The sequence below is a fragment of the Planomonospora alba genome, assembly GCF_039534085.1.
Lineage (GTDB): Bacteria > Actinomycetota > Actinomycetes > Streptosporangiales > Streptosporangiaceae > Planomonospora_B > Planomonospora_B alba.
Genome location: NZ_BAAAUT010000030.1, coordinates 78,781 through 90,410, shown reverse-complemented (window position 1 = coordinate 90,410; position 11,630 = coordinate 78,781). Strand labels below are relative to the sequence as shown.

Sequence of the window (11,630 nt, the reverse complement as noted above, 5' to 3'; positions counted from 1 at the left end):
TTCGCTTCGTTGTGTCTTCATTCTTTCAGAACCGCTTTTCCGTGTCAATTTGACCAGGTTTGCGATTCCTTCCGGAATTCCGACCGCTCCGTCTCCGGAGCAACCCTTCGAACTTACCAGCCCTTGAGCGACTCTGCGAGTCGATCTCTGGAACCGTTGGTTTCAAAGGGTTGTCGACAAGCGGGGCAAACCACGCCGAAGTCACCGGAGTGAAGTGGAGTGGGTTTGCGCCGGATCTCGGCGACGTCAAAAGATTAGCAGCCCCGCCGACCACTCATGACCGGACGGCCGGCCAGGTGGGTGGAGCAGAGTGCGACAAAGGGGACAACGCGCCCCGGGACTCGTTCATTCCCTGATCGGGATCGAAGACCCGGAACCATAGACTCGACGGGGTGAGCAGCGAGATGCCGCCTACGGCGAAGAAGGTCCCCAGCGAGCGCGTCCACCACGGGGACACCGTGATCGACCCCTACGCATGGCTGACGGTCAAGGACGATCCCGACACGATCGCCTATCTCGAGGCCGAGAACGCCTATACCCAGCAGATGACCGGCCACCTCAAGTCCCTCCAGGAGACGATCTTCCAGGAGATCAAGGGTCGGACCCTGGAAACGGACCTGTCCGTCCCCACCCGCAAGGGCGACTGGTGGTACTACTCCCGCACCGAGGAGGGCAAGCAGTACGGCATCCAGTGCCGCCTCGCCGCCGACGGCGACACCCCTCCGGAGCTGAGGGCCGGCGAGCCGCTCCCCGGTGAGCAGATCATGCTCGACGGCAACGAGCTGGCCGGCGACAGCGACTTCTTCTCCCTCGGCACCAGCTCGGTGAGCCCGGACGGCACCCTGCTGGCCTACTCGGTGAACTTCACCGGCGACGAGCGCTTCACCCTGAGGATCAAGAACCTCGTCACCGGCCAGACCCTCGCCGACGAGATCCCCGGCATCTTCTACGGCGGCGCCTGGTCCGCCGACGGGACCACGTTCTTCTACACGACGGTCGACGAGGCGTGGCGCCCCTACCGGGTCTACCGGCACACCGTCGGCACCCCGGCGGACCAGGACGTGCTCGTCCACGAGGAGGAGGACGAGCGGTTCTGGATCGGCGTCGGCCTCACCCGCAGCGAGCGCTACCTCATCCTCTCCGCCGGAAGCAAGATCACCAGTGAGATCCGGATCCTGGAGGCGGACGACCCCACCGGCGAGTTCCGCGTCGTACGGCCCCGCGAGACCGGCGTCGAGTACGGCATCGACCACGCCGGCGACCACTTCCTGGTCCTGCACAACAAGAACGCCGAGAACTTCGAGCTGGCGACCGCGCCGATCGACGACCCCGGGACGTGGACGCCGCTGATCACGCACCGCGAGGACACCCGGCTGCTGGACGTCGACGCCTTCTCCGGCCACACCGTCGTGCACTTCCGCCGCGACGGCCTGACCGGTATCCGCATCCTGCCCGCAGGCGGCGAGCCGTACGAGATCCCCATGCCGGAGCCGATCTACGACGTGGCGCCGTCGGGGAACCCGGAGTTCGTCACCGGCCGGCTCCGCCTGGGCTACACCAGCATGGTCACGCCCCCGTCGGTCTACGACTACGACCTGCGGACGCGGGAGCTGATCCTGCTCAAGCGCAAGCCCGTGCTCGGCGGCTACGACCCGGCCGACTACGAGCAGTTCCGCGAGTGGGCGACCGCCCCGGACGGCACCCGCGTGCCGATCTCGATCGCGGTCAGGAAGGGCACCGAGCGGCCCGCCCCCACCGTCCTGTACGGCTACGGCAGCTACGAGATCTCGGTCGACCCGTCGTTCTCGGTGGCCCGGCTCAGCCTGCTGGACCGCGGATTCGTCTTCGCCGTCGCGCACATCCGGGGCGGCGGTGAGATGGGCCGCCGGTGGTACGAGGACGGGAAGTTCCAGAAGAAGAAGAACACCTTCACCGACTTCGTCGCCTGCGCCGAGCACCTCAAGGCGACCGGCTGGTCCTCGGGCGTCGTCGCGCGGGGCGGGTCGGCCGGCGGGCTGCTGATGGGCGCGGTCGCCAACCTCGCGCCGGACGCCTTCGCGGGCGTGGTCGCCGAGGTGCCGTTCGTGGACGCGCTGAACACGATCCTCGACCCGTCGCTCCCGCTCACCGTCATCGAGTGGGACGAGTGGGGCGACCCGCTGCACGACCCGGACGTCTACCACTACATGAAGTCGTACTCGCCGTACGAGAACGTGGGCGACCGGGTCTACCCGCCGATCCTCGCGATCACCAGCCTCAACGACACCCGCGTGCTCTACCACGAGCCCGCCAAGTGGATCGCCCGGCTCCGCGAGGTGGCCGAGGGCGGGCCGTTCCTGCTCAAGACGGAGATGGGCGCCGGGCACGGCGGCCGGAGCGGCAGGTACGACTCCTGGCGCGAGGAGGCGTTCGTGCTGTCCTGGATCCTCGACACGGCGAAGGTGACGCGATGATCTCCGGCGGCTACCGGGCGGCCGAGGACCGCTACGACGGGCGGCAGCCGTACAACCGGGTGGGGCGGAGCGGGCTCAAGCTGCCCGCGGTCTCGCTGGGGCTCTGGCACAACTTCGGCGACGACAAGCCGTTCGAGACGCAGCGGGCCATCCTGCGCCGGGCCTTCGACCTCGGGGTGACCCACTTCGACCTGGCCAACAACTACGGCCCGCCGTACGGCTCGGCGGAGACCAACTTCGGGCGGCACCTGCGGGAGGACTTCGCGCCCTACCGCGACGAGCTGGTCATCTCCACCAAGGCCGGCTACGACATGTGGCCCGGCCCGTACGGCGAGTGGGGGTCGCGCAAGTACCTGCTGGCCAGCCTGGACCAGTCGCTCGCGCGCATGGGCCTGGAGTACGTCGACATCTTCTACAGCCACCGGCCCGACCCGGACACTCCGCTGGAGGAGACGATGGGCGCGCTGGACCAAGCGGTCCGGTCGGGGAAGGCGCTGTACGCGGGCGTCTCGTCCTACACGCCGGAGCAGACCGCCGAGGCGGCGCGGATCCTGCGTGAGATGGGCACGCCGCTGCTGATCCACCAGCCGTCCTACTCGATGCTCAACCGGTGGATCGAGGGCGGCCTGCTGGACGTGCTGGAGGCCGAGGGCGCGGGCTGCATCGCGTTCTCGCCGCTGGCGCAGGGCATGCTGACCGACCGCTACCTGGGCGGCGTCCCGGAGGGGTCGCGGGCCGCGCAGGGCCGCTTCCTGAAGCCGGAGATGCTCACCGAGGAGACCATGCGGCACGTGCGCAGACTCAACGAGATCGCGGCGGCGCGCGGGCAGTCGCTGGCGCAGATGGCGCTGGCCTGGGCGCTGCGGGACCGCCGGGTGACCTCGGTGCTCGTCGGGGCGAGCAGCGTGGCGCAGCTGGAGGACAACCTCGCGGCGGTGCGGAACCTGTCGTTCACCGCGGAGGAGCTGGCGGCCATCGACGAGGACGCGGTCGAGGCGGGCATCGGCATCCGGGCCGCCGGCTGACGGTGCCGCCCGGCGTCAGAGGGCCTCGTTGCGCTGCAGGTAGGCGAACGAGGCCCAGCCGGGCAGGACCGGGAACCAGAAGGTGAGCAGCCGGTACAGCAGCACGGCGGAGGTGGCGACCTCCTTGGGGAGCCCGGCGATGGTGAGGCCGCCGATGAGGGCGGCCTCCACCGCGCCTAGACCGCCGGGCGTGGGGGCGGCCGAGCCGATGGCGTTGCCGGCGAGGAAGACCACGGCGACGGCGGCGAAGTTGATGGAGCCGCCGAAGGCGCGCACGCACGCGTCCAGGCAGACGACGAAGAAGACGGTCAGCAGCAGGGTGCCGGTGAAGCCCTCGGCGATCTTCCGGGGGGACTGGAGCACGTCCAGCAGGCGGGGGACGACGCCGGAGAAGAGCGAACGCATGCGTGAGGTCACCATGCGGCGCAGGCGCGGCACGCCCATGAGGAAGAGCACCAGCACCGCCACGGCCAGCAGCACGAAGACCAGGGTCCGCGACGGGGTGAAGGACGCGGCCGTGCCGGAGCCGGTGATGTAGGCGAACAGCAGCAGCAGCCCGATGTGGAAGGCGAGCCCGATGAGCTGGGAGGCGCCCACGCTCGCCACCGCCTGGCCCGGCGGGATGCCGCGCTTCTGCAGGTAGCGGGTGTTGATGGCGACGCCGCTCACCGCGGCCGGGGCGACCAGCTTCACGAACGACCCGGCGAACTGCACGAGGACGGTACGGCCGAGCGGGAGCTTCTCCGGCACGAAGCCCATGAGCATCAGGGCGGCGGCGACGTAGCTCAGCATCGCGGCGGCGAACGCCACCCCGGTCCAGCCCCACTCCGCCGAGGTGACCAGGTTCAGGTTGGCCACCGTCAGGGAGGAGAGCAGGAAGTAGGCGGCGAAGGCGCTGGCGATGATCGTGAAGAGGGTCCGGGGGCGGAAGCGCTCCAGGCGGACCACCTCGACCTCGGCCCGGGGCTCCAGCGCGACGATGTGCTCCCGGATCGCGGGCAGCAGCTCCTTGTTCCTGCTCAGCGCCGATCGGGTCTCGCGGGTCAGCGCGATCCGCTGCAGCAGCGGGAGCGCCGCGGCCAGCGTGCCCGGTCCCGCCACGGCCGCCGCGGCGCGGACCGCGCGCTCGGCGCCGACCCGGAGGCCGAGGTAGGTCAGCAGCTGGGCGACGTCGAGGCTGAGCAGCAGGTCTCCGGCGGCGATCTCGCCGCTGCGCACGTCGGTCAGGACGACCTCGCCCTTCTCTCCGACGTGGATGCTGTGGCCGTTCAGCCGCCGGTGGGCCAGGCGCTGGACCTGCAGCAGGAGGAGCTGCTCCCAGATCCGGGCGAGCAGGTCGTCGTCGATCTCCTCGTCGGGGATGTCCTCCAGCGCGCGGGTCGGCATGTGCTCGTAGACCAGCAGGGCGGCGTCGGAGCCGATCTCGCTGGTGCCGACGAGGTGCGGGGTGCTGGCCCCGGCCGCGTGCACGGCGTGGGCCATGAGAGCCTCGCGCTCCAGCTCCGCGCGGAGCGAGCGGATGGCCTTGCGGCGGGTCTCCGGGCTGAGCCGGATCCGCCGCCACAGGCGGTAGAGCAGGCCGGCGACCTGGCGGTCGCGGTCGAGGACGGTGACGTCGAGGCGGCTGCCGTCCCGCAGTCCGACGGCGTATCTGCGGCTGCTCTGCTGGTCGTCGTCGAGCCTGCGGGCCTTGACCGGCTGGAAGCCGAGCTTGCGGACGGCGGCGACGATCGCGCTGCCGGGCGGGCGGGTGTTGGGGCTGCCCACGCCGTACAGCGTGGCGTAGCCGACGGCGAGGCCGACCAGGACGGAGACGACGATGCCGAGGACGGTGGCGGCCAGTCCGGCGAAGAGCGCGATCGCGTTCACCGCGACCGCCGTCCACAGGGCGGCGCGCCAGGTGGGGCGGTTGGAGATCCGCATCGCGGTGGCGTAGGCGATGATCGAGGTGAGCAGCGTGTTGAGCGGCTCGACCCCGCTGCGCCCGCCGGTGAGCAGCTGCCGCAGGTCCTCGGCGCCGGCGGCGATGATCCACTCGCCGAGGACGAAGGAGAGCACCATCCCGGCGATGGCCGCGAACAGGCCTTCGGCGACGCGCAGGCCGTCGCGGTGGATCACCCGCTCGACCGCGTAGGCGGCGGGGATGGCGAGCATGGCGCCGCCGCCCAGCACCCCGACCAGGCCGCTCAGCAGGAACGGCACGCGCCGGGTGCCCTCGGTGACGTCGGCCTCCAGGCCGTTGAGCGTCTTCTTGGCCACCAGCGCGAGCAGGATGACGGCCGCCAGGACGAGCAGGGTCGCCAGGAAGCGCAGGGCGTCGGAGGGGCGCCGGATGCGCTGGGGCAGCAGCGGCTCGACCACGAGCACGGCGGAGTCGCCGCCGCCGGACGGTGCGCCGGTGGCGGGAGCCGTGTCGCCGCGTTCCTTGATAATCCTCACCGCCTGCGATTCTGCCCGTTTCGCGCTACATCCGCGTCACCGATCTTTCCTTCCAGTCTCCACCGCGGCCGCGGGGCGTATCCCACCGGCCTCCGCGCTGCCCGGCCGGGCCGGCTCCATGCCCTTCTCCTGCGGCTCTCCCCGGGGGGAACGCCCGGCACGGCGCCGCCGCCGTGCTCGTTTCGATTTCGTCTCAGGTTCCGAGGGTGTTCATCCCGGACGCGCCGTGGACCGGTTTCCCCCGGAAACGCCCTGCCTTCGAGACGGAGAATTGACTTTCCCGTTCTCGGGATCGGCGGGCCGGATCGGCGGTGACCTGGAAAGCTCGTCATCATGCGTCATCGCCTGCCCGTCGCCGGTGCGCCGCCTCCACCCGGAACACGCCCGGAGGGCCGCGCCGGAGGCCCCCCGGGCATCCCCCAGGCGTGCTCCGGCCGCCGCACGCCCGTCAAGGGGCTCCGGAGAACATCCGATGCACCGATCTGACGCTGCTCGATAACAAATGTCGAGCGGGTCTTACTGATTCCGTTCATCCCCGATATGTTCCGTTTGATCGCGATCACGGGGGATTTTCCCGCTTCACTGGTGTTAGAGGAGTTTCGCATGCGCGCACGCGCGTACAAGGGGTTACTCGCCGCCGTCACCGCGGTCTCGGCCATGGCCCTGCCCGTCGTCTCCGCCACCTCCGCCGGCGCGAGCGCCACCCCGGACCCCACGGCGTTCAGCCGGACCGTCAAGGCCCCCGCCGTCAAGCGGCACCTGCAGAAGTTCCAGGAGATCGCCGACGCGAACGGCGGCACCCGCGCCTCCGGCACCCCCGGCTACGACGCCTCGGTCGCCTATGTGGCCGACCGGCTGCGCAGGGCCGGTTACCGGGTGACCCTGCAGGAGTTCGAGTTCCCCTTCTTCCGTGAGATCACCGCGACCACGATGAGCCGGGTCGCGCCCGCGGCGAAGACCTACACCCGGATGACCGACTTCCGGATCATGACCTACTCCGGCTCGGGCACCGTCACCGCGCCGGTCCAGGCCGTGGACGTGACGATCCCGCCGAGCGAGACGCCCAACAGCTCCACCTCGGGCTGCGAGGCGAGCGACTTCGCCGGCTTCACCCCCGGCAACATCGCGCTCATGCAGCGCGGCACCTGCAACTTCCAGGTCAAGGCGGAGAACGCCCAGGCCGCCGGGGCCAAGGGTGTGATCATCTTCAACGAGGGCCAGCCCGGCGAGGGCGCGAACGACCGCCGGGTCCTGCTCAACGGCAACCTCAACGCGCCGACCACGAACATCCCGGTCGTCGGCACCACCTACGCGGTCGGCCAGGAGTTGGCCGCCCCCGGCACCACGGTCACCCTGAGCGCCCAGACCGAGGGCGACCCGCAGCGCAAGACGCACAACGTGCTGGCCGAGAGCCGCTGGGGCGCGGCGGACAAGATCGTCATGCTCGGCGCCCACCTCGACAGCGTCACCGAGGGCCCCGGCATCAACGACAACGGCTCGGGCAGCGCGGGCATCCTGGAGACCGCGATCAGGGTCGGGAACCTGCCCACCAGGAACAAGCTGCGCTTCGCCTTCTGGGGCGCCGAGGAGCTGGGCCTGCTCGGCTCCGAGCACTACGTGGCCAACCTCTCCGCCGAGGAGAAGGCCAAGATCAAGCTCTACCTGAACTTCGACATGATCGGTTCGCCGAACTACACCTTCGGCATCTACGACGGCGACGACTCCGACGGCGTCGGCTCCCCGGCCGGCCCCGCGGGCTCCGACAAGATCGAGAAGACCTTCGAGAAGTACTTCCGGCTGGTGCGCCAGCCGTACACCGGCACGGACTTCACCGGCCGCTCGGACTACGGCCCCTTCATCGAGGTCGGCATCCCGGCCGGCGGCCTGTTCACCGGCGCCGAGGGCATCAAGACCGAGGCGGAGGCCGCGAAGTTCGGCGGTGAGGCCGGGGTGGCGTACGACAAGTGCTACCACCAGGAGTGCGACACCATCGCCAACATCAACGACAAGGCCCTGGCGGTGAACAGCGGCGCGATCGCCTTCGCCGCACTCACCTACGCCTACAGCCCGTCCCTGCCCGGCGGCGGCACCCCCGGCACCAACACGCCGGGGACCGGCGGCGGCGGCCTCGACCACGGCCACGACCACGACCACACCGGTGAGCTGAGCTAGCCGCACCACGCGGGAGCACCGGGAAGGGGGTACGGCCGCCGGCCGTACCCCCTTCGCCGTTTCGCGGATAAAGTCGGGGACATGCCGCGCGAACTGCAGATCCTGGGGGCGTGTCCGCTGGACTGCCCGGACACGTGCTCATGGGTGGTGACCGTGCGGGACGGCGCGGCCGTCAAGATGCGCGGCAACCCCGACCAGCCCTACACCCGCGGCGCGCTGTGCGTGAAGGTCAACCGCTACCTGGAGCAGACGCGCTCGCCCGAGCGCGTCCTGCACCCGATGCGGCGCGTCGGTCCCAAGGGCTCCGGCGTGTTCGAGCGCATCTCCTGGGACGAGGCGCTGGAGGAGATCTCCGTACGGCTGCGCGCGATCGTCGACGAGCACGGCGGCGAGGCGATCTGGCCGTACGTCGGCACCGGGAGCCTGGGCTATCTGCAGGGCTGCGAGGGGATCGCGGGCCGGCGGTTCTGGAACGCGCTCGGCGCCTCCCGGCACCACCTGAACATCTGCTCGGCGGCGGGCAACGAGGGCCTGCGCCAGATCAACGGCACGCCCGGCGGCATGGACCCCGAGGACTTCGCGCTCTCCAAGCTGATCCTGCTGTGGGGCACCAACACCCTGACCAGCGGGCACCACCTGTGGAAGTTCATCCAGGAGGCCCGCGCGGCCGGGGCGCACGTGGTGGCGATCGACCCGGTCCGGACCCGCACCGCCGAGCAGGCCGACGAGCACCTGCCGATCCGGCCGGGCACCGACGCGGCCCTGGCGCTCGGCCTGCTCCACGTGGTGCTGGCCGAGGGCGCCCAGGACGACGACTACCTGGCTCGGCACACCGAGGGCTGGGAGGACTTCCGCGAGGAGATCCTGCGCCACCCCCCGGCGCGCGTGGCGGAGATCACCGGCCTGCCGGAGGAGGACGTCAGAGCCCTGGGCCTGCGCCTGGCGCACACCCGCCCCACCGGCATCCGCGCCACGATGGGCATCCAGCGGCACGCGGGCGGCGGCGCCGCGCTGCGCGCGCTGGCGGCGATCCCCGCGGTGACCGGCGACTGGCGCCGTCCCGGCGGCGGGCTCGCCTACTCCACCAGCGGCCACATCCACCTGAACATCGACACCCGCGACGACCTGCTGGCCCGGCCGGTCCGCACGCTCACCATGACGCGGCTCGCCTCCCAGCTGGACGAGTCGGTGAAGTGCCTGTGGGTCTACGCCGCCAACCCGATGGCCTCCTCGCCCGACCAGAACCGCATCAGGGAGAAGCTGCTCCGCGAGGACCTGTTCACGGTCGTGATGGAGCAGTTCCCGACCGACACCGTGGACTACGCCGACATCGTGCTCCCGGCGACCATGCAGACCGAGCACATGGACCTGCACGCCGGCTACGGGCACATGTACCTGCTGTGGAACGAGCCGGCCACGGCGCCGGCGGGCGAGTGCCTGTCCACCACCGAGACGTTCCGCCGCCTGGCCCGGCACATGGGGCTGACGGAGCCGTCGCTGTACGACTCCGACCTGGAGCTCGCCGAGCAGCTGCTGTCCTCCGGCCACCCGTCCCTGGAGGGGATCACGCTGGACCGGCTCCGCAAGGAGGGCTGGGTCCGGCTGAACGTGCCGCGGCCGTTCCTGCCCTTCGCCGAGGGCTTCCCGACGCCCTCGGGCCGGCTGCGCTTCCCGCAGGGCCCGGCCTACGTGCCGCCGCACACCGCCACGGCCTCCCGGGAGCGGTACCCGCTGGCGCTGGTCACCCCGGCTCCGCACACGTTCCTCAACACGACCTTCGGCAACAACCCCGAGCTGCTGCGCCGCTCCGGCGGGCCCCGGGTCGCGGTGAACCCGCAGGACGCGGCGGCGCGGGGCCTGTCCGCCGGGCAGCGGGTGCGCGTGTTCAACGACCACGGCGCGTTCGAGGCCGAGGTGGAGATCAGCGAGCGGGTACGGCCCGGCGTGGTGGCCTCCACCAAGGGGCACTGGCGCAAGCTGAGCCCGGGCGGCACCACGGCCAACGCCGTGGTGGGCGAGCGCGACGCCGACCTGGGCCGGGGCGCCGTCTACCACGACAACCTCGTGGAGATCGCTCCCGTCTGAGCCCGTCTGAGCCGGGCCTACCGGCGGCGGCCCCGCGGCCCGCCGGACGCTCCCGGCTCGGCGTCCCGGTCCGCGGCCCTCTCCACCGCCCGGTCCGCGGCGGCCGTCCGCTCCCCCGCCCGATCCGCCCGCACGAACGCCTTCAGGCATCCGGTGAGCTTCTCCACCAGGGCGAGCACGTCCGCCCGGCGCTCGGCGTGGAGCCAGGGCCAGGACACCCAGACCGGCAGGGAGAGCACGACGATCACGAGGATCGGCAGGATGAGCAGCGCGACGACCGCCACGCGCTGCCACCGAGCGAGGGTGAGCATGGATCCCCCCTGGAAGGCCGCGAAGGGGGGCACCTGACGTCCCGACGGGCCCAACGCTACCGCGCCGCCGCGCGCTACGCACGCGAAACTCGCACATCCTTTCGAAAACGCGCCAACATCCCGGACCCCGCCACCGCAGGCCGGATCGGTGGAAAACCCGAGGTAGGCGGGATCGGCGGCTCGGGGTGGAATCAGGGTCGCTCCCCGATGCGGGCGAGGGAGCCGAGAAGGCAGCCTGAGGACATGAAAGACGAACTGACCCGACGTGACGAGATGTCCCTCGCCGGCGCGGCCCTGCGCGGCGCGCCCTGGAAGGCCGCCGCGGTGACCGGCGGCGTGGCGGCGGCCGGCAGTTTCGGCCTGGGCGCGATCCTCCCCGGGGACGCCGACCTCACCTGGGCGCTCTGCCTGGGCATCGCCCTCTTCTCGCTGGTCGCCGCGGTCGGCTCCGCCGCCCGGCCGAACTCCGGCGACCGGGTGACCCGGCAGGCCCGGCTCTGGGCGCTGCGCCGCCCGTGGCGCTTCTCGCTCTATCCCGCACTCGGCTCCGCCGCGCTGATGTATCCGGTGCAGCTGATCGTCGACCAGCAGGGCCCGTTCAGCGCGGCCCTGGACTCGCTCCAGGGCGGGGTGGCGGTCTATCTGATCACCGCCGTGCTGGCCCTGGTCCTGCGGGGCCGGGGGCAGGCGTCCCTGCCCCACGGCCGCTGAGCGGTCACGCCTGGCCGGACGCGGCCCGCTCCCTCTCCGCCTCGCTCCGGCAGACGCAGAACTCGTTCCCCTCCGGGTCGAGCATGGTCACCCAGCCGGTCCCGTCGGGGTTGCGCCGGTCCGCCTGGATGGTCGCGCCGAGACCCAGCAGCCGCTCGACCTCCTGGTCGCGGGTGCTGTCCTCGGAGCCGGTGACGTCCAGGTGGACGCGGTTCTTGACGGTCTTGCCCTCGGGGACCTTGATGAACAGCAGGTTCGGCGTGCCGACGAGGAGGACCTCGTCGTCGTCCTTCCCGGTCTCCGGATGGAGCTCCATGCCCGTGGCGTCGCGCCAGAAGGTCGCCAGCTCGTACGGCGCGGCGCAGTCGAAGGTCACGTAGTTGACGTCGATCATGCGACCACCCAACCGCGACACCACCTAAACCGTCAAGCAG

8 protein-coding genes are annotated in these 11,630 nt (G+C 71.2%); 5 read left to right on the top strand and 3 right to left on the bottom strand.

Annotated elements, in window-relative coordinates:
* Positions 1-392: 392 nt before the first annotated feature.
* Together ABD823_RS19300 and mgrA are read left to right on the top strand one after the other, a co-directional pair.
* On the top strand, positions 393-2,453 hold the full coding sequence (locus ABD823_RS19300) for a S9 family peptidase (protein WP_344861503.1): 2,061 nt from the start codon (positions 393-395) through the stop codon (positions 2,451-2,453).
* On the top strand, positions 2,450-3,478 hold the full coding sequence (mgrA, locus tag ABD823_RS19295) for an L-glyceraldehyde 3-phosphate reductase (RefSeq protein ID WP_344861501.1): 1,029 nt from the start codon (positions 2,450-2,452) through the stop codon (positions 3,476-3,478). The genes ABD823_RS19300 and mgrA overlap by 4 nt, the downstream gene beginning before the upstream one ends.
* Positions 3,479-3,493: 15 nt before the next feature.
* On the opposite strand, the gene ABD823_RS19290 is transcribed toward mgrA, so the two are convergent.
* Positions 3,494-5,917 carry a lysylphosphatidylglycerol synthase transmembrane domain-containing protein gene (locus tag ABD823_RS19290; protein ID WP_344861499.1) on the bottom strand — a complete coding sequence of 808 codons (2,424 nt, stop codon included), beginning with the start codon at positions 5,915-5,917 and terminating at the stop codon, positions 3,494-3,496.
* Between the two features lie 603 nt (positions 5,918-6,520).
* On the opposite strand from ABD823_RS19290, the gene ABD823_RS19285 reads away from it, so the two are divergent.
* Both ABD823_RS19285 and ABD823_RS19280 read left to right on the top strand, forming a co-directional pair.
* Positions 6,521-8,089, top strand: a complete 1,569-nt coding sequence (locus tag ABD823_RS19285) for a M28 family metallopeptidase (protein ID WP_344861497.1) — start codon at positions 6,521-6,523, stop codon at positions 8,087-8,089.
* A gap of 81 nt (positions 8,090-8,170) precedes the next feature.
* Positions 8,171-10,174 carry a molybdopterin-containing oxidoreductase family protein gene (locus tag ABD823_RS19280; protein WP_344861496.1) on the top strand — a complete coding sequence of 668 codons (2,004 nt, stop codon included), beginning with the start codon at positions 8,171-8,173 and terminating at the stop codon, positions 10,172-10,174.
* A 17-nt stretch (positions 10,175-10,191) separates the two neighbouring features.
* On the opposite strand, the gene ABD823_RS19275 is transcribed toward ABD823_RS19280, so the two are convergent.
* A complete protein-coding gene (locus ABD823_RS19275; protein WP_344861494.1) occupies positions 10,192-10,485 on the bottom strand; it encodes a hypothetical protein in 294 nt (97 codons plus the stop codon).
* 243 nt (positions 10,486-10,728) lie between these two features.
* Here ABD823_RS19275 and ABD823_RS19270 point away from each other — a divergent pair, with 243 nt between their 5' ends.
* Positions 10,729-11,196 carry a hypothetical protein gene (locus ABD823_RS19270; RefSeq protein WP_344861492.1) on the top strand — a complete coding sequence of 156 codons (468 nt, stop codon included), beginning with the start codon at positions 10,729-10,731 and terminating at the stop codon, positions 11,194-11,196.
* A 4-nt stretch (positions 11,197-11,200) separates the two neighbouring features.
* On the opposite strand, the gene ABD823_RS19265 is transcribed toward ABD823_RS19270, so the two are convergent.
* Positions 11,201-11,590 carry a VOC family protein gene (locus tag ABD823_RS19265; protein WP_344861490.1) on the bottom strand — a complete coding sequence of 130 codons (390 nt, stop codon included), beginning with the start codon at positions 11,588-11,590 and terminating at the stop codon, positions 11,201-11,203.
* Between the last annotated feature and the right edge of the window lie 40 nt (positions 11,591-11,630).

Coding starts and splice junctions, on each gene's coding strand:
- mgrA (WP_344861501.1), top strand. CDS start 2,450: ATGATCTCCGGCGGCTACCGGGCGGCCGAGGACCGCTACGACGGGCGG.
- ABD823_RS19285 (WP_344861497.1), top strand. CDS start 6,521: ATGCGCGCACGCGCGTACAAGGGGTTACTCGCCGCCGTCACCGCGGTC.
- ABD823_RS19280 (WP_344861496.1), top strand. CDS start 8,171: ATGCCGCGCGAACTGCAGATCCTGGGGGCGTGTCCGCTGGACTGCCCG.
- ABD823_RS19275 (WP_344861494.1), bottom strand. CDS start 10,485: ATGCTCACCCTCGCTCGGTGGCAGCGCGTGGCGGTCGTCGCGCTGCTC.
- ABD823_RS19270 (WP_344861492.1), top strand. CDS start 10,729: ATGAAAGACGAACTGACCCGACGTGACGAGATGTCCCTCGCCGGCGCG.
- ABD823_RS19265 (WP_344861490.1), bottom strand. CDS start 11,590: ATGATCGACGTCAACTACGTGACCTTCGACTGCGCCGCGCCGTACGAG.